The organism is Sphingomonas rhamnosi (genome assembly GCF_036663615.1).
Lineage (GTDB): Bacteria > Pseudomonadota > Alphaproteobacteria > Sphingomonadales > Sphingomonadaceae > Sphingomonas.
This window is the reverse complement of sequence record NZ_JAXOJJ010000003.1, coordinates 70,739-95,176: the sequence shown is the minus strand read 5'-3', so window position 1 is coordinate 95,176 and position 24,438 is coordinate 70,739. Positions and strand designations below refer to the sequence as shown.

The 24,438-nt window shown below is 67.1% G+C and carries 26 protein-coding genes; 9 read left to right on the top strand and 17 right to left on the bottom strand.

The genetic code is table 11. From position 1 onward, the window contains the following. Window positions 1–145 precede the first annotated feature (145 nt). On the top strand, window positions 146–2,134 hold the full coding sequence (locus tag U1701_RS07970; RefSeq protein ID WP_332782026.1) for an alpha/beta hydrolase family protein: 1,989 nt from the start codon (window positions 146–148) through the stop codon (window positions 2,132–2,134). Window positions 2,135–2,264: 130 nt separating this feature from the next. Here the strand turns inward: U1701_RS07970 and rpsD are convergent, their stop codons facing one another. Then, window positions 2,265–2,879 carry a 30S ribosomal protein S4 gene (gene rpsD, locus U1701_RS07965; protein WP_332782025.1) on the bottom strand — a complete coding sequence of 205 codons (615 nt, stop codon included), beginning with the start codon at window positions 2,877–2,879 and terminating at the stop codon, window positions 2,265–2,267. Between the two features lie 203 nt (window positions 2,880–3,082). Here rpsD and U1701_RS07960 point away from each other — a divergent pair, with 203 nt between their 5' ends. Beyond that, entirely contained in the window at window positions 3,083–3,379 is a 297-nt protein-coding gene (locus tag U1701_RS07960; RefSeq protein WP_332782024.1) for a chorismate mutase, read from the top strand. A gap of 2 nt (window positions 3,380–3,381) precedes the next feature. On the opposite strand, the gene U1701_RS07955 is transcribed toward U1701_RS07960, so the two are convergent. The 5 genes from U1701_RS07955 to rpiB form a co-directional block, all read right to left on the bottom strand. Further along, window positions 3,382–4,497, bottom strand: a complete 1,116-nt coding sequence (locus tag U1701_RS07955; RefSeq protein ID WP_332782023.1) for a TrmH family RNA methyltransferase — start codon at window positions 4,495–4,497, stop codon at window positions 3,382–3,384. A 154-nt stretch (window positions 4,498–4,651) separates the two neighbouring features. Further along, window positions 4,652–5,113, bottom strand: a complete 462-nt coding sequence (gene nrdR / locus U1701_RS07950; RefSeq protein ID WP_332782022.1) for a transcriptional regulator NrdR — start codon at window positions 5,111–5,113, stop codon at window positions 4,652–4,654. Then, entirely contained in the window at window positions 5,114–5,293 is a 180-nt protein-coding gene (locus U1701_RS07945) for a hypothetical protein (protein ID WP_332782021.1), read from the bottom strand. Between the two features lie 5 nt (window positions 5,294–5,298). Beyond that, entirely contained in the window at window positions 5,299–6,609 is a 1,311-nt protein-coding gene (gene glyA, locus U1701_RS07940; protein WP_332782020.1) for a serine hydroxymethyltransferase, read from the bottom strand. Further along, window positions 6,606–7,040, bottom strand: coding sequence for a ribose 5-phosphate isomerase B (gene rpiB, locus U1701_RS07935; RefSeq protein ID WP_332782019.1), 435 nt, complete (start codon window positions 7,038–7,040; stop codon window positions 6,606–6,608). Before rpiB ends, glyA begins: the two co-directional genes overlap by 4 nt. Before the next feature lie 135 nt (window positions 7,041–7,175). Here rpiB and U1701_RS07930 point away from each other — a divergent pair, with 135 nt between their 5' ends. From U1701_RS07930 to U1701_RS07920, 3 genes are read left to right on the top strand one after another with little or no spacing between them, the layout of a single operon-like run. Then, window positions 7,176–7,613 carry a hypothetical protein gene (locus U1701_RS07930; protein WP_332782018.1) on the top strand — a complete coding sequence of 146 codons (438 nt, stop codon included), beginning with the start codon at window positions 7,176–7,178 and terminating at the stop codon, window positions 7,611–7,613. A gap of 22 nt (window positions 7,614–7,635) precedes the next feature. After that, window positions 7,636–8,205 carry a sigma-70 family RNA polymerase sigma factor gene (locus U1701_RS07925; protein ID WP_332782017.1) on the top strand — a complete coding sequence of 190 codons (570 nt, stop codon included), beginning with the start codon at window positions 7,636–7,638 and terminating at the stop codon, window positions 8,203–8,205. Continuing rightward, window positions 8,198–8,896 carry an anti-sigma factor gene (locus U1701_RS07920; protein ID WP_332782016.1) on the top strand — a complete coding sequence of 233 codons (699 nt, stop codon included), beginning with the start codon at window positions 8,198–8,200 and terminating at the stop codon, window positions 8,894–8,896. The genes U1701_RS07925 and U1701_RS07920 overlap by 8 nt, the downstream gene beginning before the upstream one ends. Before the next feature lie 122 nt (window positions 8,897–9,018). Here the strand turns inward: U1701_RS07920 and U1701_RS07915 are convergent, their stop codons facing one another. The 8 genes from U1701_RS07915 to U1701_RS07880 all read right to left on the bottom strand — a co-directional run bounded on the left by U1701_RS07915 (window position 9,019) and on the right by U1701_RS07880 (window position 16,161). Further along, window positions 9,019–10,041 carry a sensor histidine kinase gene (locus U1701_RS07915; RefSeq protein ID WP_332782015.1) on the bottom strand — a complete coding sequence of 341 codons (1,023 nt, stop codon included), beginning with the start codon at window positions 10,039–10,041 and terminating at the stop codon, window positions 9,019–9,021. 7 nt (window positions 10,042–10,048) lie between these two features. After that, window positions 10,049–10,492, bottom strand: a complete 444-nt coding sequence (locus U1701_RS07910; protein WP_332782014.1) for a response regulator — start codon at window positions 10,490–10,492, stop codon at window positions 10,049–10,051. After that, window positions 10,489–11,994 carry a sensor histidine kinase gene (locus U1701_RS07905; protein ID WP_332782013.1) on the bottom strand — a complete coding sequence of 502 codons (1,506 nt, stop codon included), beginning with the start codon at window positions 11,992–11,994 and terminating at the stop codon, window positions 10,489–10,491. Before U1701_RS07905 ends, U1701_RS07910 begins: the two co-directional genes overlap by 4 nt. 79 nt (window positions 11,995–12,073) lie before the next feature. Next, window positions 12,074–12,838: a 3'-5' exonuclease gene (locus U1701_RS07900; RefSeq protein WP_332782012.1), complete on the bottom strand. Its 765-nt coding sequence runs from the start codon at window positions 12,836–12,838 to the stop codon at window positions 12,074–12,076. 196 nt (window positions 12,839–13,034) lie between these two features. Next, the gene (locus U1701_RS07895) at window positions 13,035–13,487 is read right to left on the bottom strand and encodes a PH domain-containing protein (RefSeq protein ID WP_332782011.1); all 453 of its coding nucleotides are present in this window, start codon (window positions 13,485–13,487) and stop codon (window positions 13,035–13,037) included. A 47-nt stretch (window positions 13,488–13,534) separates the two neighbouring features. Continuing rightward, window positions 13,535–14,905, bottom strand: a complete 1,371-nt coding sequence (pgmG, locus tag U1701_RS07890) for a phosphoglucomutase/phosphomannomutase PgmG (RefSeq protein ID WP_332782010.1) — start codon at window positions 14,903–14,905, stop codon at window positions 13,535–13,537. A gap of 172 nt (window positions 14,906–15,077) precedes the next feature. Beyond that, the gene (locus U1701_RS07885; RefSeq protein WP_332782009.1) at window positions 15,078–15,329 is read right to left on the bottom strand and encodes a J domain-containing protein; all 252 of its coding nucleotides are present in this window, start codon (window positions 15,327–15,329) and stop codon (window positions 15,078–15,080) included. Window positions 15,330–15,339: 10 nt separating this feature from the next. Then, complete coding sequence (locus U1701_RS07880; protein ID WP_332782008.1) at window positions 15,340–16,161, bottom strand: division plane positioning ATPase MipZ; 822 nt, start codon at window positions 16,159–16,161, stop codon at window positions 15,340–15,342. 96 nt (window positions 16,162–16,257) lie between these two features. Between U1701_RS07880 and panC the strand changes: the two genes are divergently transcribed. Then, window positions 16,258–17,112 (top strand): pantoate--beta-alanine ligase, encoded by an 855-nt coding sequence (panC, locus tag U1701_RS07875; RefSeq protein WP_332782007.1) that lies wholly within the window; start codon window positions 16,258–16,260, stop codon window positions 17,110–17,112. A gap of 63 nt (window positions 17,113–17,175) precedes the next feature. Then, a complete protein-coding gene (locus U1701_RS07870; RefSeq protein ID WP_332782006.1) occupies window positions 17,176–17,472 on the top strand; it encodes an SEL1-like repeat protein in 297 nt (98 codons plus the stop codon). 129 nt (window positions 17,473–17,601) lie between these two features. Here U1701_RS07870 and topA read toward each other — a convergent pair whose 3' ends face one another. From topA to plsY, 3 genes are all read right to left on the bottom strand, one after another. Beyond that, window positions 17,602–20,193, bottom strand: coding sequence for a type I DNA topoisomerase (gene topA / locus U1701_RS07865; protein WP_332782005.1), 2,592 nt, complete (start codon window positions 20,191–20,193; stop codon window positions 17,602–17,604). Between the two features lie 179 nt (window positions 20,194–20,372). After that, window positions 20,373–21,449, bottom strand: coding sequence for a DNA-processing protein DprA (dprA, locus tag U1701_RS07860; RefSeq protein WP_332782004.1), 1,077 nt, complete (start codon window positions 21,447–21,449; stop codon window positions 20,373–20,375). Beyond that, window positions 21,442–22,047, bottom strand: a complete 606-nt coding sequence (plsY, locus tag U1701_RS07855; RefSeq protein WP_332782003.1) for a glycerol-3-phosphate 1-O-acyltransferase PlsY — start codon at window positions 22,045–22,047, stop codon at window positions 21,442–21,444. The genes dprA and plsY overlap by 8 nt, the downstream gene beginning before the upstream one ends. A 179-nt stretch (window positions 22,048–22,226) precedes the next feature. Between plsY and murI the strand changes: the two genes are divergently transcribed. Together murI and hemA are read left to right on the top strand one after the other, a co-directional pair. Next, window positions 22,227–23,018, top strand: a complete 792-nt coding sequence (gene murI, locus U1701_RS07850; RefSeq protein WP_332782002.1) for a glutamate racemase — start codon at window positions 22,227–22,229, stop codon at window positions 23,016–23,018. 145 nt (window positions 23,019–23,163) lie between these two features. Continuing rightward, window positions 23,164–24,426, top strand: a complete 1,263-nt coding sequence (gene hemA, locus U1701_RS07845) for a 5-aminolevulinate synthase (RefSeq protein ID WP_332782001.1) — start codon at window positions 23,164–23,166, stop codon at window positions 24,424–24,426. Window positions 24,427–24,438: the final 12 nt, after the last annotated feature.

Here is a 24,438-nt window from a genome sequence, read left to right as displayed (position 1 = left end):
CGGGCATGGTCTCCGGTCGAATGATGCAGGTCTTCTCGCATCGCGGTTTCCACTTGTCCACGAACACGATCGGTAACCGATGGAGACGATTGCAAGCATGCGCCGCTACGATACTATCGGCATGGGACTGAAAATGGGGGATTAAGTGAGCGTCAAATCTTGGGCAGCGCCGGCGGCGCTGATGCTGGCGACGGCAATGAGCACGGCGGCACAGGCCGAACCTAGCGAGGCGGCCCGGCAGTTCGGGGCGCGCGACAACGTGACCGACGTCACGATCTCGCCAGATGGCAACGCGCTGGCGGTGATCCAGCCGACCACGGGACGCGGCGCGGTGCTATCGATCATTCACCTCGATGGCGATGGCAGTTTGAAGCCGATCCTGCGCTCGAGCGGCAATCCGGAGCGGCTGCGCTATTGCCGCTGGTCGACCAACACGCGGCTGGTCTGCGGCCTGTACGTGATCGATCAGATCGGTACGTCCTTTTACGGCTATACCCGGCTGTTCTCGATCAACGCGGACGGGAGCGACCAGAAGCTGCTCAGTGCGCGCGGCAGCGAGTATTCGCTGGGAATCGCCCTGGGCGGCGGCGGCGTGATCGACTGGCTGGGCGACAAGGGTAACGGCAACGTTCTGATGCAGCGTTACGTCGTCCCCGAAATGACCACCGGCCACCTCACGGCGCGGACCAGCGAAGGGCTCGCCGTCGAACGCGTCGACACCCGCACGCTCGAACGCGCGACCGTCGAACCGCCGCGCGGTGGCGTGGTCGGCTATGTCACCGATGGGCGTGGCGTGGTGCGGCTGATGGCGCGGCGCCCGACCACCAGCTTGGGTCAGAGCGCGGGGCGGTACGATTTCCTGTATCGGCGCAAGAACAGCCGCGAGTGGCTGCCGCTGACGACGCTCACCACGTCCGGCGGCCGCGCCAAGGGGTTCGAGCCGCAAGCGGTCGATCCCGACCTCGACCTGGTCTACGGGCTCGATTCGACCGGGGGGCGCGTCGGGTTGTACAGCATCGCGCTCGACGGCAGCATGACCAAGAAGCTGGTTTTCGAGCGGCCCGATGCGGATATCGACGGATTGATCCAGATCGGCCGGCAGGACCGCGTGGTCGGCGCCAGCTGGGTCACCGACAAGCGCCAGAGCGCTATGTTCGATCCGCCATTGAAACAGTTCGCGGCGTCGCTGTCCAGGGCGCTGCCGGGAGCGCCGCTGACGAGCTTCGTCGATGCCAGCACCGACGAACAGAAATTGGTGATGTCCGCGCGTAGCGATACCGATCCGGGTCGCTTCTATCTGTTCGACAAGACGACCAAGAAGCTGGCGGAAATCCTGCCGATCCGCCCTCAGCTCGCGAGCGTCAAGCTGGCGACCGTCAAACCGATCAGCTTCCCCGCCGCCGACGGGACGATGGTGCCCGGTTACCTGACGCTACCGCCAGGCAGCGACGGCAAGAACTTGCCCGCGATCGTGCTGCCGCATGGCGGCCCCTGGGCCCGCGACGAGTGGAATTTCGACTGGTTGCCGCAGTTCTTCGCCAACCGCGGCTATGCGGTGCTGCAGCCGAACTATCGCGGATCGACCGGTTACGGCGACAACTGGTTCCAGCAGAACGGTTTCCGATCGTGGAAGACCGCGGTTGGCGATATCGACGACGGCGGACGTTGGCTGATCAAACAGGGGATCGCCGATGCCGGGAAGCTCGCAATCGTCGGCTGGTCCTATGGCGGCTATGCCGCGCTGCAATCGAGCGCGGTCGATCCGACCTTGTTCAAGGCGATCGTGGCGGTCGCGCCGGTCACGGACTTCGAGATGCTGCGCGAGGAATGGAAGGGCGATTCGACGCCGGCCTCGCTCGACCAAACGTTCGGAACCCACGCCACTGCCGAAGAGGGATCGCCGGCGCGCCATGCCGACCGGTTCGCGGCGCCCGTGCTGCTGTTCCACGGCGACCGCGACCAGAACGTCTCGATCCGCGAAAGCGAGCTGATGGCGTCGCGGCTGAAGGGCGCGGGCAAGCCCGTCCAGCTCGTCGAATATAAGGGGCTGGACCACCAGCTCGACGACGATGCGGCGCGGACCGACCTGCTCGACAAGGCGGACACGTTCCTGCGGGCGACGATGAAGCTGTAGGAGAAGATGTGAACGGAAAAGGGCGGCCCCGCGAGGGACCGCCCTTTTCCGTCTCGGACCGCGCCACGGCGGAGCCGCGTCGTCGGACAGTGCCGGAGCACCGCCGGCCGGTCGTCGGATTCTACTCGGCTTAGCGCGAGTAGAATTCGACGACCAGGTTCGGTTCCATCTTCACCGGGTAGGGCACTTCGTCGAGCGTCGGAACGCGCGTGAAGGTGATCTTCGCGGCGCCATCGGGGGCGACGTAATCCGGAATCTCGCGCTCGGCGAGCGTCTGTGCTTCCAGAACCAGCGCCATTTCCTGCGCCTTCGTGCCCAGCGTGATCTCGTCGCCGACGAAGCAGCGACGCGATGCGATGTTGCACTTCACGCCGTTGACGCGGATGTGGCCGTGCGAAACGAGCTGACGCGCGGCCCAGACGGTCGGCGCGAACTTGGCGCGATAGACGATCATGTCGAGACGCTGCTCGAGCAGGCCGATCAGGTTCTGGCCGGTGTCGCCCTTCATGCGCGCGGCTTCGGTGTAGCAGGCGCGGAACTGCTTCTCGGTCACGTCGCCATAATAGCCCTTGAGCTTCTGCTTGGCGCGCAGCTGGATACCGAAGTCGCTGACCTTGCCCTTGCGGCGCTGGCCGTGCTGGCCGGGGCCGTATTCACGCTTGTTGACCGGGCTCTTGGGGCGACCCCAGATGTTCTCGCCCATGCGACGGTCGAGTTTGTACTTCGCGCTTTGACGCTTCGACATAGATAGTCCTTGCAATAGCCTGTGACGAACCCGCGCCGTTTCCGATGCGGATCATTCCCGGTATCGCCTGCTTGGATCCCATAGGATCGGCAGGGCCGCCGCTTCACCGGGGTGCGGAGCCTGTTGCGAACGCGGGCGCCTAGACGCAGGCCGGCGCCGAGTCAAGCTGGACAGCCGTGCGAGGGATCGCCAAGAGGCGGCCCATGACCCTTCCCGGCCCCGATTGCACCACCATGACCGAGGTCCGCGCGGGCGTCGACCAGATCGACCGCGACATCGTCGCGCTGCTCGCGCGTCGGTTCGCGTATATGGACGCCGCGGCGCGGATCAAACCCGAGCGGGGTGCGGTGCGCGACGAGGGGCGCAAGAGCCAGGTGATCGGCAATGCGCGAGCGGAGGCGGTGAGGCTTGGACTGCCCGAGGCGGTGATCGGCGATCTGTGGGAAACGCTGGTCGAGGCGTCGATCGCGTATGAACTGGCGGCGTTTGACCGGCGCTGAAGTTACTCTGGATCCTGACTTTCGTCAGGATGCCGGACCGGGGCGGGTCGCGGCCGCTTCCCCGCGAGCGCCGACAGCACGCCGCGCAGCGTGCGGATTTCGAACGACGACCAAGCCGGCTTGGTGAGCAATGTGCGCAGCGTGCGGCGGAGCGCCGGGCCGCGGTCGGCCGGAAAGAAATAGCCGGCGCCCACCAGCATGCCGTCGAGCTGCGCGATCATGCCGTCGAGTTCGTCCTGCGACGACGGGACCGGCATGTCGACCTCGGGCGGCTGCGCGAGTGCGACGCCCTTCGACCATTCGTACGCGACCAGGATGACGGCCTGGGCAAGGTTGAGGCTGCCGAAGTCGGGGTTGATCGGCACGGTGATGATTGTCCGCGCGACCGCGACGTCGTCGGTTTCAAGCCCCGAGCGTTCGGGCCCGAACAGTATCGCCGAGCGGCCGGGGCCGGCGTGGATCGCCTCGCCGGCCACTTCCGGCGTGACGACCGGTTTGACGACGCCGCGCTTGCGGACCGTGGTAGCGTAGACGTGTTCGCAATCGGAGACGGCGTCGGCGACGGTGTCGTAGACTTGCGCGTTCTGCAGCACGATGTCGGCACCGCTGGCGGCGGGACCGGCGGCGGGGTTGGGCCAGCCGTCGCGTGGGGCGACGAGGCGCATGTCGGTGAGGCCGAAATTCAGCATGGCGCGCGCGGCCTTGCCGATATTTTCGCCGAGTTGGGGGCGGACGAGGATGATGATGGGGGGCGGGGTTGGCTCTGGCACGGTCGTATCCCCCATCCGTTCGTCCCGAGTAGATGTCGAGCCTGTCGAGACATCGTATGGAGGGACAGGTGGCTGTTTCTTCGCTGCCGCTGACAGCGCCGCCCAATCCGAACGGAACAGCGCCTCCTTCTTCTTGCGGGACCAATCCTTGACCTGGAACTCTGCCGCGAGCGCCTCCTGCCGCGACGGGAACTCCTGGCTCCACATCAGCGTCACCGGGCGGCGCTTCTGCGTGTACCCGGCGATCTCCCCCTGATTATGCTGACCGATCCGGCGTTCGAGGTCGTCGGTGTGACCGGTATAGTAGCTGTCGTCGGCGCAGCGGACGATATAGGCCCAGAATGTCATCCGGCGGGCTTATCCCTCGATACGGCATCTCGACAAGCTCGATGCCTACTCGGGACGAACGGAAGGGGGTTGGGAGCGGCCTTTCACCACCTCGTTCGTCCCGAGTAGCGATCGAGCGAAGTCGAGAGCGCGTATCGAAGGACAGGTTCGCTTCCTACTCCCGCCCGACCTCCTCCACACTCCCGGCGAAAGCCTCGAAATCCTTCGCCTCGCTGAAATCGCGGTAGACGCTCGCAAACCGGATATAGGCGACCGAATCCAGCCCCTTTAGCCCGTCCATCACCATCTCGCCGATCCGCTTCGACGTGACCTCGTTCTCGCCGAGCGTCTCCAACTGCCGCTGGATACCGCTGACCAGCTTCTCGATCCGCACCGGCTCGATCGCGCGTTTGCGCGTGGCGATCGAGAGCGAGCGCAGCAGCTTCTCGCGATCGAACGCCTCGCGGCGGCCTTCGCTCTTCAGCACGAACAGGTCGCGGAGCTGTATGCGCTCGAACGTCGTGAACCGCGCGGCGCAGCCTTCGCATTGGCGCCGGCGCCGGATGGCCGCCCCGTCTTCGGTGGGGCGGCTATCCTTGACCTGGCTGTCTTCATGTCCGCAAAAAGGGCAGCGCATTCAGATCTTCTTCTTGCCCTTGTAATAGGCATAGCCGGCGCCGGCGATCGCACCGAAGATCGGGCCGACGATCGGCACAGGGATCGCGACCACGGCGCCGAGTGCGCTCCACTTGGCCATGCTCTTGCCGAGGCCGGGAGTGCTCTTAACGTCGTTCTGGATTTCATCGAACTTCGACATGGGATTTATCCTTCGTAGATGGGGAAGCGAGCGCACAGCGCGCGGACACGGGTACGGACGTCGGCCTCGACCGCCGGATCGCCATGCTCGCCCTTTTGCCGCAGGCCGTCGAGCACGTCGGCGACCATGTTGCCGATCTCGCGGAACTCGGCCGGGCCGAACCCGCGCGTGGTGCCGGCGGGCGAGCCGACGCGGATGCCGCTGGTCTTGACCGGGGGCAGCGGGTCGTTGGGGATGCCGTTCTTGTTGCAGGTGATGCCGGCACGCTCGAGCGCTTCGTCGGCGTCCTTGCCGGTGATGCCGAGCGGGGTCAGGTCGACCAGCGCGAGATGCGTGTCGGTGCCGCCCGACACCAGATCGGCGCCGCGCTCCTTGAGGGTCGCGGCCAACACCTTGGCGTTCTCGACGACGGCCGCGATGTAGCTCTTGAAGTCGGGCTGCAGCGCTTCGCCGAACGCGACCGCCTTGGCGGCGATGACGTGCATCAGCGGGCCGCCCTGGAGACCCGGGAACACCGCCGAGTTGAACTTCTTCGCAAGCGCCTCGTCATTGGTCATGATCATGCCGCCGCGGGGGCCCCGCAGCGTCTTGTGCGTCGTGGTGGTGACGACATGCGCGTGGCCGAACGGCGTCGGGTGCAGGCCGGCGGCGACGATGCCCGCGAAATGCGCCATGTCGACCATGAAGTACGCACCGACCTTGTCCGCGATCGCGCGGAAGCGGGCGAAGTCGATCGCGCGCGGATAGGCGGAGCCGCCCGCGATGATCAGCTTCGGCTGGTGCTCGACCGCGAGCGCCTCGACCTGGTCGTAGTCGATCAGGTGCGTGACCGGGTCGACGCCGTACTGGACTGCGTTGAACCACTTGCCCGACATCGCCGCGCGCGCGCCGTGGGTCAGGTGGCCGCCGGCGTCCAGGCTCATGCCCAGGATCGTCTCGCCGGGCTTGACCAGCGCGAGCATCACTGCGCCGTTCGCCTGCGCGCCCGAATGCGGCTGGACGTTGGCGAAGCCGCAGCCGAAGATCTGCTTGGCGCGCTCGATCGCCAGCGTCTCGACCTCGTCGGACGGTGCGCAGCCCTGATAGTAACGCTTGCCGGGATAGCCTTCGGCATATTTGTTGGTGAAGACCGAGCCCTGCGCCTGCAGCACCGCCTTCGACACGATGTTCTCGGACGCGATCAGCTCGATCTGCGTCTGCTCACGATCGAGTTCGTGTTCGATTCCGGCGAAGATCGCGGGGTCGGCTTCCGCCAGCCCGCGGGTGAAGAAGCCGTCGGGCTGGACGTCATGAAGAGTCTGGGGCTGGGTGCTCATGCGAATTCCCTTAGCATGTCTACGCGGCGCTGATGGCGACCGCCGGCGAAATCGGTTGTCAGAAAGGCGTCGACGCACGCCTTGGCCATCTCGTCGCCGATCAGGCGGGCGCCGAGCGCGATGGCGTTGGCGTCGTTGTGCTCACGCGCAAGCCGCGCGGACAGCGGTTCGGAGACGAGCGCGCAGCGGCATGCGGGGTTGCGGTTGGCGGCGATCGAGATCCCGACCCCCGATCCGCACAGCGCGATGCCGCGATCCGCGCGACCGTCGGCGAGCGCGGCGGCCATGGCGAAACCGTAATCCGGGTAATCGACGCTCGTGCTGCCATCGGCGCCGAGATCGAGCACGTCATGCCCCGAGTCGCGCAGCCAGACGACGAGCGCGGCTTTCAGCGAAACGGCAGCATGGTCGGACGCGATGGCGATGCGCAACGGGCGGTTCCTGTGGCGGACGGCGGGACCCCTGCGGCTTTACCGACAGGCGCGCATGATTGCCACACCTGTTCGTGAGAACGGAACATGGTGCAGAGACGACGCATTTTGTAGAGACGTCGAAAAGGGGCAGCCATGAAAACCATTATCCTCTTAGCGGGCCTCGCGCTTGCCGCCTGTTCGGGCCCCGCCCCTGAAACACGTAGCGACGGCGCCATGACCTCGGCCGGTGCGACCGAGAACAGCGTGCTGGCCGACGCCCCGCGTGCGGCCAACGCCGCCGACCCGGCGGCGACGGTCGATTACAGCGGGCGGTGGCTGGGCGTGGAAGGTATGTTTTTGGATATCGCCAGCGCCGGGGCGCCGGGGCGGTACCGGCTGACGATGCAGTGGGATCTCGACCACAAGGGCAGTTTCGACGGTATCGCGCGCGGGCGGACCATCGTGTTCGAACGGGACGGCGTCCGCGAGACGCTGCGGCCCACCGATGGCGAGGCCACGGAGCTGAAATATTTGGCGGAAAAGACGCAGTGCCTGACGGTCAAACCCGGTGAAGGCTATTGCCGCGACTGATCCAGCCGCTAGGTTCGCCCCCGTGACACGCCGTACAACCCAGGCCGATCAGGCCCGCGCGCACCTTTGCGACGTCCTACTGCGCACCGGCACCGAGGACCGCGCCGCGTTCAGCGAACTCTATGCGCTGACCAACGCGAAGCTTTTCGGGATCACGCTGCGTATCTGTGGTGAGCGACAGGCCGCGGAGGATGTGCTGCACGACGTCTACATCACGATCTGGAAACGGGCGGGCGGCTGGGAACCCGGGCGCGCGAGCCCGATCACCTGGCTGGCGACGATCGCGCGCAACCGGGCGATCGACTGGCGCCGCGCGCATGGCGTGCGCCGCACCAGCCCGATCGACGACGCCCCCGACATTGCCGACTCCGGCATCGGCGCCGAGCACGCGCTGATCGCGGGCGAGGATACCCAAGCGTTGCTCGACTGCCTCGACGCGCTCGAGACGCCGCAGCGCGATGCGATACGTACCGCGTTCTTCGACGGCGTCACCTATGCCGAACTCGCGGCCAAGCGCGCGGTGCCGCTCGGGACGATGAAGAGCTGGGTTCGCCGGGGTCTTGCACGGTTGAAGGATTGCCTACGTGGCTGAGCCGGACATCGACGTGACCGCCGCCGAACTGGCGCTGGGTCTGCTCGAGGGCGAGGATCGCGCGGTCGCGCTTCGCCGCGTGCTCGCCGAACCCGGTTTCGCCGCCGAAGTCGAATGGTGGCGCGGGCAGTTCGCGTTGCTGTTCGATCTGTGGCCCGAGGCGTCGCCGGGACCGCACGTCGCGGAGCGGATCGATGCCACGCTCGATGCCGGCACGATGGCGGCACCCGTGGTCCGGCGGTTGGCATGGCCGGCGCTCGCCGCGGTCAGCAGCGCGCTCGCCGCGTGCCTGCTGCTGTTCATCATCGTCGACCCGCGGCCGAGCGTGCCGGTGTCGCAACCGGTACCCGTGGCGCGTCCGGCAAGCCTGCTGGTCGCGACGCTCGACGCGGGCAAAGACGGCGCGGTCGCGGCGGCGTTCGATGCAACCGCAGGGTCGCTGCGCATCGCCGCAGCGCCGGCGGTGGATGCGGGCAAGGTCGCGCAATTGTGGGCGATCGGCGGCGACGGCGTGCCGCATCCGCTGGCGCTCCTGGCACACTCCCCAACGACATTGTGGCTGACGGCGGCAGATCGGGCGCAGATCGTGGCGGGGGCGGTGCTGGCCATTTCGGTGGAGCCGACCGGTGGGTCGCCGACCGGTTTGCCGACGGGGCCGGTGGTCGCGAAGGGTGTGCTCGCGCGGATTTGATGCGGGGCACGGCACGGGCGCTTCGTCACGCCAGCGAAGGCTGGGGTCTTCGCGTCGGTGACCGCCGCGCCCGCCGGTGGAGATCCCAGCCTTCGCTGGGATGACGGGGCGGTGACGGAGCGCTAGCGCACTGCGGCGCGCAAGGTAGCGCGGACGCCGGTGTGCGAGGGATCGTATTCGACGTTCGTCTGCAGGCTTTGCGCCATCGCGCGGATCAGTTTGGTGCCGAGGCCGGTGCCGCGCGGGGTCGCATCCGCTGGCATGCCGCAGCCGTCGTCCTCGACCGCGAGCAGGAACGCGTCGCCGTCTGCCTGCAGCGCCACGCGCACTTCGCCGGCGCCGTTCGGATAGGCATATTTGCACGCGTTGGTGACGAGTTCGGTGACGATGATGCCGAGCGACACCGCGCGGTCGGTGGGCAGGCGGATCGGCTCCGCGGTGATGCTGAGCGCGCGCGGGAACGCGTCGGTCGACCAGGTCTCGGCCAGTTCCTCCACCAACGCGCCCAGATATTCGCGCATGTCGACGCTTTCGACGTCGTTAGTGGTGTAAAGCCGGCGATGGACCTGTGCGATCGCCTGGATACGGCGCTGCGTGTCCTCCAAAGCCTCACGCGCGGCCGGATCGGTCAGCGCGGTCGACTGCAACCGGACCATCGCAGAGACGAGCTGCAGCGAATTGGCGACGCGGTGATTGACCTCGCCCAGCAGCGCCTCGAGCCGCGCGTTGGTGGCGCGCAGTTCGGCCTCGGCATTCGTCTTGGCCTGTTCCAGCAGCGCCCGCGCACGCACCTGTTCGAAGGCCGCGGCAAGCAGATCGAAGAAGTCGTCACCGACCGTCTTCACGACGTAATCGGCGGCGCCAGCCTTGAGCGCGGCGACCGCGATCCGGCCTTCCTCGGACCCCGTGACGTAGACGACCGGTGGGGTATTGGGCAGCTTCTTCAGTTCGGCGAGCGTCTCGAGCCCATCCATCCCCGGCATATAATGATCGACCGCGATTAGGTCGTAGCTATCGGCGGCCGCGCGCACGCAGCCCTCGGCGCCGCTCTCGGCGACCGTCACCACATAGCCGCGGCGGCCGAGCGCGCGGGCTGCCAGCCGGCGAATACCGGCGTCGTCGTCGATATAGAGGACTCGCGTCAACGCTGGTCTATGCCTCGATCTCGGGAACCTGGATCACCGACAGGAACAGCCCGAGCTGGCGGATCGCAGTGGCGAAGCTCTCATAGTTCACCGGCTTGGTGATGTAGACGTTGCAGCCGAGATCATAGCAGCGCTGGATCTCGATCTTGTCGTCGGTGGTGGTCAGCACGACGACCGGGGTGCGGCGCAGCGGGCTATCCTCCGCCTTGATCTTCGACAGGATGTCGGTGCCGCTCATGTCGGGCAGGTTGAGATCGAGCAGGATCAGCGCGGGGCCGTTCAGCGCGGGGCCGTCGGGCGCGTGGAACAGGAAGTCCAGCGCCGACGTCCCGTCGGTGAAGTGGCGGATGCCGTTCGAGATTCCTGCGCGGCGGATGTTCTTCTCGATGAGGCGCGCATGCCCCTCATCGTCCTCGATCATCACGATACCGACGGTCCGGTGTTCGGTCATGCTTTTGCGTCCTGCAAGGTCAAGGTCTTCGGAAGGTGAAGGCGGAAGGTCGCACCTTCGCCGAGTTCCGACGCCACGTCGATAGTGCCGCCCAAGCGATAGGCGAGCGCGCGAACATGCGCGAGCCCGATCCCCTCGCCCGGCTGGTCCTGCGTGCCAGAACGGCGGAACAGGTCGAATACGCGCGCATGGTCGCGCTGGTCGATACCACGGCCATTGTCCGCGACCGCTAGGACGACTCGTCCCCGCTCCTCGCGGCCGGTGACCGTGATCACGCCGGGGCGGCCGGGTTTCAGATATTTGGTCGCGTTCTCGATCAGGTTGGACAGGATCTGCTCGATCGCGAGCCGGTCGCTGACCAGCCCCGGTATCTGTCCTTCGATGCGGACCAAAGCGCCGCGATCGTCGATGATATGCTGCATCGACCCGCGGATCGTGTCGACGATCTCGGCGATGTCGAGCGGTTCGGGGGTGATCACGCGGCGCCCCTCGCGCGACAGTTTCAGGATCGCGTTGATCAGGCGGTCCATCTTTTGCGTCGAGGTGCGGATGAAGCCGACCGCTTCGGGCAGGTCCTCGCGCACCGCGAGCCGCGCCTCCTCGGTGACGATCTCGGGCGCGGTCGCATCGGCCCGCGCGAGCAGTTCCTCGAGCGGCGCGACGGTCGCGGCGAGTTCGGCGGTGAAGCCCATCACGTTGACCAGCGGCGACCGCAGATCGTGGCTGACGATATAGGCAAAGCGTTGAATCTCGTCGTTCGCGAGGCTGAGGTCGGCGGTGCGGGAGGCGACCTGCTCTTCAAGCGTCTCGTTCAGCGCGTTGAGGCTGTCGCGCGAACGGGTCAGGTCGCGGGTATAGCGCATCACCGTCGTCACCGAGAGGATCGCGACGCCGAGCAGGATCAAGCCGGCAAGCCCCAGGACTGCGTAGAACGCACGAATGCTGTCAGACTGGGAGGCTTCGCGCACCGTCAGCAGCCGACGTTCCTCGGCCGCCATCTGCGCCGCGACGACGCGGATCGCGCGCATCCGTCGCATGGCGGTTTCGCTGAAGAATGCCGCGATCGCCTCGCGCCCGCGGCCCTGCTGGACCAGCGAAACGGTCAGGTCACGCTGCCGCTGCAGCGGCGTGAGGAGACTGATGAGCGTTGCATAATGCGCGCGCTGCCGCGGATTGTCGGCGGTAAGCGCCCCGACCCGCGCGATGATCCCAGGCTGGAGGGCGCGGTTCTGGCGATAGGTTTCGAGATACAAGGGCGCGCGCGTGATCAGATAGCCGCGCCGCGGCGTCTCGGTCTGTTCGATCGCAGTGCTGGCATTGGCGATCGCCAGCTCGACCTCATGCGTGTGATTGACCCAGCCGATATGCTCCTGGTTGCGCGCCGTCAGCCAGGCCGCGGCGAAGCCGGCGGCGATGAGCGCGACAAACCCCAGGATCATCGATGCGAGCAGCACCTGGCTGATCGGCCGATTGTTCGCGATAAGCTTTACGCGTGTCCCCATGCGCTGCGTGCTAGCGGGCGCGACGGGATCGCGCCAGCGCGTGTCGCTCGCCTCCCCTGCTTTCGCGGAAGACAGGATATTAGAGCAACAGATCCTGCGCGCTGGCGCGGCCGACCGTCCCACCACCGGTGCGGCGATCCATTTCGGCATTGGCGGTAAAGCGGATGTCGGGATCGCGATCGGTAAGAAATCCCATCAGCGATTCATGATCGATCTCGCGCCAGTCCTTGCCGCGATCGGGGCCGTAGCGCACGCGCGGGATGAGGCCAGGGTTGGTCGACCATTCGATCAGCTGCGCGACGCTCGCCTCGTTGAGCTGGTCGCGCAGGTGGAAGGCGGTGACATAGGCGTCGGGAAAGGCGCGGTGCGCGGGCAGGCCGCGTTCATGGTCAATGCCGTGCGGGCGGCGCCAATAGCGCAGCACCTGGTTCGAGAAGCTCGGCGAATCCGGCCACAGCCGGAGCGCGCATTTCCAGGTGCAGATCCAGTCCGCGCCCTTGGTGAGCGTCGACGTGCAGAATTGCTGTTCGAAATCGGCGCGGTGCGCGGCGAGCGCGATGCGCCGCGGCCAGGGATCGAGCACGCGTCGCGCGATATCATGCCAATAGGGCGCGTCGGCGACCTGTTCGTCGAGGATGTGGTGGATCGCCTGAGTCACCGGCGGGATCGGCCGGCCGGGGTTGACGAGGCTGCTGCCGCCCTCGCCGTACAGCTCCCAACGGCCATCCTCGCCGAGCGCGACGTCCTGCCAGCCGATCTCGCACACACCGTGCGCGGGGGGGGCGGACCCGGTCGTCTCGAGGTCGACGACACGGATGATCTGGGGTTGGGGCTTGGGGGGCATCGAGGGTTAGGTGGGCGTTTGTGGGAAGAAATGCCAGTTTTTTGCCTGTTGCTGTCTCCGCCTCCGCCGACATTCCGTCATTGCCGACACGCCGTCATCGCAGCGAAGGCTGGAATCTCTGTGAGGCGGATGCCGCGCTTACCAACAGGGAGACTCCAGCCTTCGGTAGAGTGACGGAAGGGGGTTGGGAGTGGGTTCACTCGAGATACGAATCCTCGCGGTCGACATCCATTTCGCGCACGCCGCGGCGCTGGCGGGCGCGGTCGACCAGTTTGCGGATCCCCTCGCGGCGCTCGCGCGCCATCGGCACGTCGCGCAACACGAACTCGCCGCCCGCGGTGGTGCGGTCGCTGGAGGTCAGGGTGATCGTGCCGATATCGACCATCTGGTTGAGCAGCGAATAGCCGAGCCGAACGTCCTTGATCCGGTAGAGCTCTATCTCGTCGACCGTCTTGAACAGGATACCGCGTTTCACGATCAGCCGCTGGTCGGTGATCTCGTACGACGCGGCGCGGTTCTTCAACCAGCGGATGCCGATCAGCACGAAGCCGACGCCGATCAGGCAGGTGAGCAACGTCCCCCAACCCGCAAAACTGCCGAGCAGCCAGCGGGCGGTGCTGGACCTGAATTCGTCGACCGGACGCTCCACGCGTAACTCCTTGGAAAGCGGCAACGGTACGCGAGCGCGTCGGGCTGTCAATCGGTCCGCACGACGCCGCTCTGCCCGAGCTGCGCATCGATCTGCGCGAGCAGGGCGTCGAGCGCGGCCTGGTCGCGCGCCTCGGCGCGTGCGGTCAGCATCGCCTGGGTGTTGGAGGCGCGGAGCAGCCACCAGCCGTCAGCGGTCGTCACGCGCGCGCCGTCGGTGGTGTCGACGGTCGCGCCCTCCGCTTCGAGCCGGGCAAGCACTTCGTCGACCACCGCGAATTTGCGGTCCTCGTCGACCGTGAAGCGCAGGTCGGGAGTGTTTACGAACGGCGGCATCGCATCGAACAGCTCGGTCAGCGTCCTGCCCGACAGGTGGATCGCGCGGATCAGGCGGATCGCGGCATAATGCGCGTCGTCGAAGCCGTAATAGTCGCCGGCGAAAAAGATGTGCCCGCTGAGTTCGCCGCCGAGCGGGGCGGTGGTGTCGACCATCCGCCGTTTCATCAGACTGTGCCCGGTCGCGGCCATGCTGGGGGTGCCGCCGAGCGACCGAATTCGATCGAACAGCGCCTGGCTCGACTTCACGTCGGCGACGATCGTGGCGCCGGGTGTCTCGCGCAGCTGAGGTTCGACCAATATGGAGAGAATCTGGTCACCCCACAGCACGCGTCCGCGCGCGTCGACCGCACCGATCCGGTCCCCGTCGCCGTCGAACGCGATCCCGAAATGGAGGTTCTTGTCCGCGACGAGGCGTTTCAGGTCGGCGAGGTTCGCCTCGACGCTGGGATCGGGATGATGGTTGGGAAAATTGCCGTCGACATCGGCGAAGATCAGATGATGCTCACCCGGCAGGCGCTGGACCAACTGCTCGACGACCGGGCCCGAGGCGCCGTTGCCGGGGTCCCAGCCGATCCGGTAGGCGCCGCCCGCATAGCCGAGCATCAGCCGGTCGATATAGGCATCCTGCACGTCTGCGCTGGTGACCACCCCTGCCCCGTGTTCCCAGTCGCCGATCGCCGCGAGCCGCGCGAGATCCTGGATGTCGTCGCCCGCAAACGGCGCGTGGGCCTGCACCATCTTGAAGCCGTTATAATCGCCGGGATTGTGGCTGCCGGTTACCTGGATGCCGCCATCCACTTCTAGCGTCGCCTCGGCGAAGTAGAGCATCGGCGTCGCGCCGAGACCGATGCGGACGACATCGACCCCACTCGCGGTCAGCCCGGCGACGAGCGCGGTCTCGAGCGCGGGCGACGAGAGGCGACCGTCATAGCCGACCACCACGCGGGTTCCCCCGGCGCGGCGGACGCGGGTGGCGAAGCTGCGTCCGATCGCGTGCGCGTCGGCGGGTCCGAGTGCAGGGCCGACGATGCCGCGGATGTCGTATTCGCGGAGGATGCTGGGGGAGAAGTGGTGGGTCACTGGGTCTTTCCTGCTCCGCAACACTACCCCGGCGAAAGCCGGGGCCCAATTGGGAAGGTTGCTGTAACGGAGTGCGGTCCGTCGTCACGGCCGTCCCCCAATTGGGCCCCGGCCTTCGCCGGGGTGGCATGGCTGGGACCCATGCGCATCATTACAATGTGCGGAGCGCAGATCAGAGTCGCTTCAGCAGCAGATCCCGCGCGGCATTCACCCGCCGCGCCAGATCGGCGGAGCCGCCGCGATCGGGGTGGACAGTCGCGACCAGCCGGCGATGCGCGGTGCGGATCGCGTCGGCATCGGCGCCGCGGTCGAGCCCCAGGATCGCGCGGGCTTCGGCTTCATCGGTAACCGTACGCACTTTCGGCTTGGGGCGGAGATAATACCAGGCCAGCCAGATGAGGAGGCCGGCGACGATCCACTTCACGCGGCCCCCCTCACGCTGCGACGCCGGGCTGTTCGGCGGCGACTTCGGGCAGCTGCAACGCCGCCATCATCTCGCGCAGTTCCTGGCGCGCGGCAACGTGGCCGAGCCCCATCGCGCCGAACTCCTTCGAATCGATCATCGTCAGCCCGGCGGGGAACATTTCGCGGTAAATAACGCGTTCGCCGAGTCCCGGAATGATACGGAAGCCGACGCGCTTGGCGAGCTGTGCGAGCGCATCCGACACGCGGCGCATGTTGCGCGCCTCGATATGCTGGAGGCGGTTGCGCAGCACGACCCAGTCGATCGTGGTGCCGTCGGCGCGCGCGCGTTGCTTGCGCGCATCCCAGATCAGCTCGGAATAAAAGCTCGGGCGCGTGACCTGATAGGTTTCGGGATCGACCTGTCCGATCAGGTCGAAATCGACGAAGCTGTCGTTCATCGGAGTCACCAGCGTGTTGGCGAGCGCCGCCGCGGTGCGCGCGAACGGATCGTCGCGCCCAGGGGTGTCGACGACGAGGTAATCCGCCTGTGCACTGAGGCTGTGCCACAGTGACTCGAACTGGTCCTCGGACTGGTCCGACAGAGTCGCGTGGACCGGCATCGGCAGCGCGGCGCCGATCCGCTTCACGGTCTGCGCGCGATTGTCGAGATAGCGCCCCACGGTGCGCTGGCGGTGATCGAGATCGAGGCACGCGACCCGCGCGCCGCGCGCCGCGAGCGCGATCGCGACATGGACTGCGGTCGTCGACTTGCCCGTGCCGCCCTTTTCATTCGCGAAAACGATCACGTGCGGTGCGGCAGCAGTCTGGGCAGAGGTTGGATTGAGGCCCATCGGCAACACGTGTTCCTTTAAGCGTTGAAGGTGGGTTGATAGTCGACAGGCCCCTTCATAGAAGCCGCGACCGCACTTATCGAGTAGGAGTTTGCCGTGGACGTCGTCCGGGACCTGAATGCCTTGCGCGAAAGCGTCGCCGCGCTGCGCGGCGCGGACACGCGCATTGCGCTGGTGCCGACGATGGGCGCGCTGCACGCGGGCCATGTCGCGCTGATCGAGGCAGCGCGCCGGCCGGGGACCAAGGTGATCGCGTCGATCTTCGTCAACCCGATGCAGTTCGGACCCAACGAGGACCTGTCGCGCTATCCGCGGCGCGAGATGGCCGACATCCGGATGCTGACTGAGGCGGGTTGCGACCTGCTCTGGCTGCCGCCGGTCGAGGCAATGTATCCCGACGGCTTCGCAACCACCGTCAGCGTCACCGGGGTCAGCGACGGGTTCGACGGGGCATCGCGGCCCGGGCATTTCGACGGCGTCGCGACGGTGGTGTCGAAGCTGTTCAATCAAGTCGAACCCGATGCCGCCTATTTCGGCGAGAAGGATTATCAGCAACTCGCGGTGATCCGCCGCTTCGTCGCGGACATGGACTTTCCGATCGAGATCGTCGGCGTGCCGACGCAGCGTGACGACGACGGCCTCGCGCTGTCCTCGCGCAACATCTATCTCGACGACGAGCAGCGGCGGCGGGCGATCGCCCTGCCCCGCGCGCTGGGCGTTGCGGCCCGGGCGATCGGGCGCGGCGAGGATGTCGACGCGGTGCTGGGCGATGCGCGGACCACGCTGACGGGCGCGGGGTTCGAAATCGATTATATCGCGCTGGCCGATGCCGAGACGCTCGCCGAAAATCCGTCGACCGAAAGGCCGCGGCGATTGCTGGCGGCGGCGCGGATGGGCGGCACGCGGTTGATCGACAATATCGCGATCGAGATGGTTGGCGAGCCCGGTTAACCCATTAACCATTTCGTAGCGCGACTCGGTGCAGGCTGTCCCCACGAACATTGGGGGCAGACCATGGGTAGCATTCTCAAGACCGGAAGCTTCGTCATCGAAAGCCGCCTCGCCGCGGCGGCGCGGGGGGACGATCGCGCCTATTACGATCTCGGCATGGTCTATTCGACCGGTGCGTCGGGGGTCGGCGTCGACCTGATCGAGGCGCATAAATGGTTCAACCTGGCCGCGGTGTCTGGGAACGTCGCGGCGCAGGAATGCCGCGCGGAGATCGCCGAGGACATGACCGCGCGGGAGATTTCCGTGGCGCAGCGTGCGGCGCGGGACTGGCTGGGGATGACGCAGCGTCGGGCGGCATAATCCTCCCCGGCACGGGGAGGGGGACCGTCGGCGCAGCCGATGGTGGAGGGGGGCCGCCACGAACGCTCCGCTTGCCGGCCGCCCCCTCCGTCACGCTGCGCGTGCCACCTCCCCTTGCAGGGGAGGATTTTAGGCTTCCGCTTTCTTCGCGGGTGCCTTCTTGGCCGCCGGCTTCTTCGCAGCCGCCTTCTTCACCGGTGCCTTCTTGGCATCCGCGTCCTTAGCCGGCGCCTTTTTCGCCGCGGGCTTCTTCACGGCCTTCTTCTTCGTTGCCGGCGCCGCGGCAGCGCGGGCGTCGATCAGCGACGCAGCTTCCTCGAGCGTCAGCGCATCCTTCTCGATCGACTTCGGCAACGTCGCATTAGTCGTGCCGTCGGTGACGTACGGGCCGTAGCGCCCTTCCATCAGCTTGATCTCCGCCTCGGTGCGCGGATGGTTGCCCAGCACCTTGAGCGGGGCCTGCGCGCCCCGTTGCTGGCGGCCACCGCCCGCCGCGGCTTCGGCGAGCTTCACGACCGCGGCGTTCATGCCGGTCTCGAACACGTCCTGCGTCGAGCTCAGCCGCGCGTATTTGCCGGCGTGCTTGAGATACGGGCCAAACTTGCCGATCGCGGCGAGGATCGGCTCGCCGGTCTCGGGGTGTGTGCCGACGGTGCGCGGCAGCTTGAGGAGTTTCAGCGCCCATTCGAGATCGAGTTCGCCGATGTCCTTGGGGATCGACGCCATCTTGCGCGTCTCACCCTCGCCGATCTGGATGTACGGGCCGAACCGCCCCGATTTGCGCTCGACCGGCAGGTTGGTCTCGGGATCGACGCCCAGCGTCGACGGACCGGTATCGTCACCCTCGCCGCCCGGCTGCGCGAAGCGGCGGGTGAACTTGCATTCGGGATAGTTGGAGCAGGCGATGAACGCGCCGAACTTGCCGCCGCGCAGCGCGAGCTGGCCCTCGCCGCAATTCGGGCAGAGCCGCGGATCGCCGCCATCGGCGCGCTCGGGGAACAGATAGGGCGCGAGGAAGATATCGAGCTCGGCGGTGATCGCCGAGGGCTGCTGTTCCATCACCTCGGAGGTGCGCGGCTTGAAATCGCGCCAGAAGGCTTCGAGCACCGACTGCCACTGCGCGCGGCCGCCCGAGACGTCGTCGAGCTCTTCCTCGAGTTCGGCGGTGTAGTCGTAGCCGACATATTTCTCGAAGAAGCGCTCGAGGAACGCGGTCACCAGGCGCCCGGATTCCTCGGCGAAGAAGCGGTTCTTCTCGATCCGGACGTACGCGCGGTCCTTCAGCGTCTTGATGATCGACGCATAGGTGGACGGGCGGCCGATGCCGAGTTCCTCCATCCGCTTGACCAGCGAGGCCTCGGAGAAGCGCGGTGGCGGCTGGGTGAAATGCTGTTCGGCGTCGACCTTCTTCTTCGCAGGCGCATCGCCTTCGCGCATCCGCGGCAGGCGGCGGGCGTCCTCGTCCTGCGTGTCGTCGGCGCCTTCTTCGTACAGCGCGAGATAGCCCGGGAAGAGCACGACTTGGCCTGTGGCGCGCAGGATGTTGCGGCCGGTGCCGTCGGCCATCTCGACCGTGGTGCGCTCCATCCGCGCGGACGCCATCTGGCTGGCGAGCGCGCGCTTGAAGATCAGGTCGTACAGGCGGGCGTGATCGCCGCCACCGACCTTGTCCTTGGCGAAGTCGGTCGGGCGGATCGCTTCGTGCGCTTCCTGCGCGTTCTTGGCTTTCGACTGATATTGCCGCGGCTTGTCGGGGACGTAAGATGCGTCGAAGCGGTTCGCGACGGCAAGGCGCGCGGCGCTGATCGCGCTGCCGTCCATCTGCACGCCGTCGGTACGCATATAGGTGATCGCGCCGTCCTCGTAGAGGCCCTGCGCGATCCGCATCGTGTGATCGGCGGAGAAGCCGAGTTTGCGCGACGCCTCCTGCTGCAGCGTCGAGGTCGTGAAGGGTGGCGGCGGGTTGCGGCCGGCGGGCTTGGTCTCGACCGACTGGACCGAGAAATTGCCGTCGAGCACCGCCTGCTTGGCGCGTAGCGCGTCGCCTTCGTTGCCGATCGACAGGCGGTCGAGCTTGGCGCCCTCGAACTGCGTCAGGCGCGCCTGGAAGGCGGTGCCGTCATGCTCCATCTCGGCGGTGACCGACCAATATTCCTGCGGTTTGAAGACGTCGATCTCGCGTTCGCGCTGGACGATCAGCCGCAGCGCGACCGACTGGACGCGGCCGGCCGACTTGGCGCCGGGCAGCTTGCGCCACAGCACCGGCGACAGCGTGAAGCCGACCAGATAATCGAGCGCGCGGCGAGCGCGGTACGCGTCGATCAGATCGGTATCGAGTTCGCGCGGCGCCTTCATCGCGGCGGTCACGGTCGCCTTGGTGATCGCGTTGAAGGTGACTCGCTCGACCTCCTTGGGCAGCGCCTTGCGCGCGCGGAGCACCTCCTGGACGTGCCAGCTGATCGCCTCGCCCTCGCGATCGGGATCGGTCGCGAGGATCAGGCGGTCGGCGGTCTTGGCGAGATCGGTGATCGCCTTCAGCTGCTTCGACTTGTCGGCGTAATTCTCCCACGTCATCGCGAAGCTGTCGTCGGGATCGACCGAACCGTCCCTGGGCGGCAGATCGCGGACATGGCCGTAGCTGGCCAGCACGCGATAGTCGCTGCCGAGATAGTTCTCGATGGTCTTCGCCTTGGCGGGCGATTCGACGATGACAAGCTGCATGGGTAAAGTCGGTCCTTACGTGTACGCGTACGAGGGTGACGGGGTGGCGCCCCACTCGTCAAGCGGCCGCGAATGTTGAGAACGTTGAGACGATATGGCGGTTTTCAACGGGTGACCCTGTTCTCTCATCGGATCGTTCATCGGGTGGCGCCATGCCATAATCGCCGTCTGTAGGACAGTCAGGCAAGCGCGACGCGGCCACCGGCATGACGTTCGAGCCGACCGGCGAGTTCCAGTTCGAGCAGCACGGTCTGCACGATCGCGGGGGCCAGATGCGCCTGGCGGACGAGTTCGTCGATCCCGACCGGTACGGGCCCGAGCAGGCCGATGACGGCGCGGCGGTCGGCGTCGTTCGCGTCCTCGGGCGGCGGGCCGGTGAAACCGTCGATCGGCGCGCGGACAGAGCGGAGATCGAACGGGCGGATCTGTTCGAGGATGTCGGCCGCGCTCTGCACCAATGTTGCGCCCTCGCGGATCAGCAGGTTGCAGCCCTGCGCGCGCGGATCGAGCGGACTGCCGGGGACCGCCATGACCTCGCGTCCCGCCTCCGCGGCGATGCGTGCGGTGATCAGCGAGCCCGAGCGCGGCGCCGCCTCCACCACCACGGTGCCGATCGCGAGCCCGGCAATGATCCGGTTGCGCGACGGGAAATTCCGCGCGCGGGGTTCGGTGCCGGGGGGTTGTTCGGCGATCAGCAATCCGCGGCTTGCGACATCTTCCTGGAGCGCGGCATTCTCCGGTGGAAAGGCGATGTCGATGCCGCTGGCGATCACGCCGATCGTGCCGCCACCGATGGCGCCGACATGCGCCGCGGTGTCGATACCGCGGGCGAGGCCCGAGACGACGGTCGCGCCCGAAGTGGCCAGGTCGTGGCCCAGCTGGCGCGCGAAGCGGCAGGCGGCGGCCGACGCGTTGCGCGCACCGACGATGGCGACGCAGGACCGTGCGAGAAGCGCGAGGTCACCCCGGAAAATCAGCGCGGGCGGCGCGGTGTCGGTTTCGGCGAGCAGGCGCGGATAGTCGGGATCGCCGAGAAACAGGTAGCGTGCGCCGGCCTTTGCCGTGGCCGCCATCTCGCGCGCGATCGCGGCACGATCCGCGACCTGTGGCGCGCGCCCGCCGCCGCGTGTCGCGAGCATCGGCAACGCGGCGATCGCGACATCCGCGTCGCCGAAGCGCGCGATCAATTGGCGGTAGGTAACGGGGCCGATACCGGCCGTGCGCAGGAGACGAAGCCGCGATGCGGCTTCAGCCACGCGATGAACCGATGCGCGGCTCGGTGCCCGAGAGCAGCCGGCGGATATTGTCGCGGTGCTTCCACACCACGATCAGCGCGAGCGCGAGGAGCATTAGGACGAGATCGAACCGTTCGAACGCCGCGGCGGCGACCGGCGCGCTGATCGCCGCCGCCATCCCGGCGACCGACGAGATGCGCAATATGGCGAGCAGTCCCAGCCAGACGACCGCATAGACCAGCCCCAGCGGCCAATAGAGCGCGAGGACGATTCCCATCAGCGTCGCCACTCCCTTGCCGCCGTGGAAGCGCAGCCAGACCGGGTAGCAATGGCCGATGAACGCCCCCGCCGCGGCGACCAGCGTATGGCCCGGGAACAGGTGCGCGATCAGCAGCACGGCGACCGCGCCCTTCGCCATGTCGAGCAGCAGGGTCGCCGCGGCGAGGCCCTTGCGCCCGGTGCGCAGCACGTTGGTGGCGCCGATATTGCCCGACCCGATCGTCCGCAGATCGCCCGCGCCCGCCAGCCGCGTCAGGATCACGCCGAACGGGATCGACCCCAGCAGATAGCCGAGGACGAGCGACAGCGTCGGTGCGAGCCAGAGAAGTTCGGTGTTCAAGATACCCCCGTTCGGGGCCGGATATACGGGATCGGGCGGGGTGCGCCAACTCCCCCCATGTCGACTAGCCCTTACCCGTCATCCTGACGAAAGTCAGGATCCAGAGCCACGCAGCGCAACGCCCGTGACCCTGGATCCTGACTTTCGTCAGGATGACGGAGGGGGTAAGGCCCGCTGCGATGACGACCGGTCCGATCCTGTTCTTCGATTCGGGCGTGGGCGGGCTGTCGATCGTCGGGCCGGCGCGCGCGCTGCTGCCGACCGCGCCGTTCGTCTACGCCGCCGACTCGGCGGGCTTTCCCTATGGCACCAAGTCCGAAGCGGAGATCGCCGCGCGCGTGCCGGTACTGCTGGGCCGCCTCGCCGAACGCTACAAGCCGCGGCTGATCGTGATCGCGTGCAACACCGCGTCGACGATCGCGCTGCCGGTGGTGCGCGCCGCGCTCGACCTGCCGGTGGTCGGCACTGTGCCCGCGATCAAGCCGGCGGCGGAACTGTCGCAGACCCGCACGATCGGCGTGCTGGGGACTCAGGCGACGGTGCGACAGGCCTATGTCGACGATCTGGCGGCCCGGTTCGCGGGCGACTGCACGGTGCTCCGATACGGATCCGCCGAACTGGTCCAGATTGCCGAGGCCGCATTGCACGGTCGGCCGGTCGCGCCTGAGCGCTACGCCGCGGTGCTGGAGGGGCTGTTCGCGCAGCCCGGCGGCGATGCGATCGACGTGATCGTCAACGCCTGTACGCATTTCCCGCTGGTCGAGACCGAACTCGCCGCTGCCGCGCCGGGGGTGCGGTTCGTCGACGGCGGGCCGGGAATCGCCCGGCGGATCGCGCATCTGACCGCCGGACAGGCCTGGCCAGACGCGCTCGAAGCCGGTGTCGCGGTGTTCACGCGACTGGGCGACGACGAACGCGCGCTGGGGCCGGCGCTGGCCGCGCGCGGGTTCGACCGACTCGAACAGCTCTGACCCCCGGACAATCTGTCCGCTTGTATGCTGCGCCAACCATGGCAATGTGCACGCAGGACGAGGAAAGCGATCACCGTAAGCGCGGGATTGCGCTGGAAAGAATCGAAAGCGAGGCGTAGTGCCCGAGGCCATGACCCCCCAAGCGATGAACACAGGCGGCGCCAAGCCGGTCGACGGCATCGGCGGCCCGCCGGTCAACTATTCGCGCGTCTTCACGCAGGCGATCGACCGGTTGCATGCCGAGGGGCGCTACCGCGTGTTCATCGACATCCTGCGCAACAAGGGCGCATTTCCGAACGCGCGCTGTTTCGCCGGGCATAACGGGCCGAAGCCGATCACCGTCTGGTGCTCGAACGACTATCTCGCGATGGGCCAGCACCCAAAGGTGATCGCGGCGATGGAAGAGGCGCTGCACGACGTCGGCGCCGGTAGTGGCGGCACCCGCAACATCGGCGGCAACACGCATTACCATGTCGACCTGGAAGGCGAGCTTGCCGACCTGCACGGCAAGGAAGCGGCATTGCTGTTCACCAGCGGATACGTCTCGAACGAGGCGACGCTGGCGACGCTCGCGAAGGTGCTGCCGGGTTGCATCATTTTTTCGGACGAGCTCAACCACGCGTCGATGATCGCGGGGATCCGCAATTCGGGCTGTGAGAAGCGGGTGTTCCGTCACAACGACCTGGCGCATCTCGAAGAGCTGCTGGCGGCGGAAGACCCCGCCGCGCCGAAGCTGATCGCGTTCGAGAGCGTCTATTCGATGGAAGGCGACGTCGCGCCGATCGCCGCGATCTGCGATCTCGCCGACCGCTACAACGCGCTGACCTATTGCGACGAAGTCCATGCGGTCGGGATGTACGGCGCGCGCGGCGGCGGGATTTCGGAACGCGACGATGTTGCGCACCGGATCACGATCCTGGAGGGCACGCTGGGCAAGGCGTTCGGCGTGATGGGCGGCTATATCGCCGCGGACCGGACGATCGTCGACGTGATCCGCAGTTATGCGCCGGGGTTCATCTTCACCACCAGCCTGTCACCGGTGCTGGTCGCGGGCGTTCTGGCGAGCGTGCGGCATCTGAAGGGTTCGAGCGTCGAGCGTGACGGACAGCAGGCGTCGGCGGCGATGTTGAAGCGGATGCTGAAGGATGCCGGGCTGCCGGTGATGCTCGGCGAGACGCATATCGTGCCGGTGATGGTCGGCGATCCGATCAAGGCGAAGAAGATTTCCGACGTGCTGCTCGCCGAATACGGCGTGTACGTGCAGCCGATCAACTACCCGACCGTGCCGCGCGGTACCGAGCGGCTGCGGTTCACCCCCGGCCCTGCGCATACCGAGGCGATGATGCGCGAGCTTACCGATGCGCTGGTCGAGATCTGGGGCCGGCTGGAGCTGCGCAAGGCGGCTTAGACTCCCTGCTGA

What these genes read in the sequence shown, in the direction of transcription:
- murI (WP_332782002.1), top strand. Translation starts at nt 22,227, where the DNA reads ATGACGACCGGTCCGATCCTGTTCTTCGATTCGGGCGTGGGCGGGCTG.
- U1701_RS07930 (WP_332782018.1), top strand. Translation starts at nt 7,176, where the DNA reads ATGAAAACCATTATCCTCTTAGCGGGCCTCGCGCTTGCCGCCTGTTCG.
- U1701_RS07880 (WP_332782008.1), bottom strand. Translation starts at nt 16,161, where the DNA reads ATGGGCCTCAATCCAACCTCTGCCCAGACTGCTGCCGCACCGCACGTG.
- nrdR (WP_332782022.1), bottom strand. Translation starts at nt 5,113, where the DNA reads ATGCGCTGCCCTTTTTGCGGACATGAAGACAGCCAGGTCAAGGATAGC.
- U1701_RS07870 (WP_332782006.1), top strand. Translation starts at nt 17,176, where the DNA reads ATGGGTAGCATTCTCAAGACCGGAAGCTTCGTCATCGAAAGCCGCCTC.
- topA (WP_332782005.1), bottom strand. Translation starts at nt 20,193, where the DNA reads ATGCAGCTTGTCATCGTCGAATCGCCCGCCAAGGCGAAGACCATCGAG.
- U1701_RS07900 (WP_332782012.1), bottom strand. Translation starts at nt 12,838, where the DNA reads ATGCCCCCCAAGCCCCAACCCCAGATCATCCGTGTCGTCGACCTCGAG.
- U1701_RS07960 (WP_332782024.1), top strand. Translation starts at nt 3,083, where the DNA reads ATGACCCTTCCCGGCCCCGATTGCACCACCATGACCGAGGTCCGCGCG.
- hemA (WP_332782001.1), top strand. Translation starts at nt 23,164, where the DNA reads ATGAACACAGGCGGCGCCAAGCCGGTCGACGGCATCGGCGGCCCGCCG.
- U1701_RS07905 (WP_332782013.1), bottom strand. Translation starts at nt 11,994, where the DNA reads ATGGGGACACGCGTAAAGCTTATCGCGAACAATCGGCCGATCAGCCAG.
- U1701_RS07955 (WP_332782023.1), bottom strand. Translation starts at nt 4,497, where the DNA reads ATGACATTCTGGGCCTATATCGTCCGCTGCGCCGACGACAGCTACTAT.
- U1701_RS07910 (WP_332782014.1), bottom strand. Translation starts at nt 10,492, where the DNA reads ATGACCGAACACCGGACCGTCGGTATCGTGATGATCGAGGACGATGAG.
- U1701_RS07945 (WP_332782021.1), bottom strand. Translation starts at nt 5,293, where the DNA reads ATGTCGAAGTTCGATGAAATCCAGAACGACGTTAAGAGCACTCCCGGC.
- glyA (WP_332782020.1), bottom strand. Translation starts at nt 6,609, where the DNA reads ATGAGCACCCAGCCCCAGACTCTTCATGACGTCCAGCCCGACGGCTTC.
- rpsD (WP_332782025.1), bottom strand. Translation starts at nt 2,879, where the DNA reads ATGTCGAAGCGTCAAAGCGCGAAGTACAAACTCGACCGTCGCATGGGC.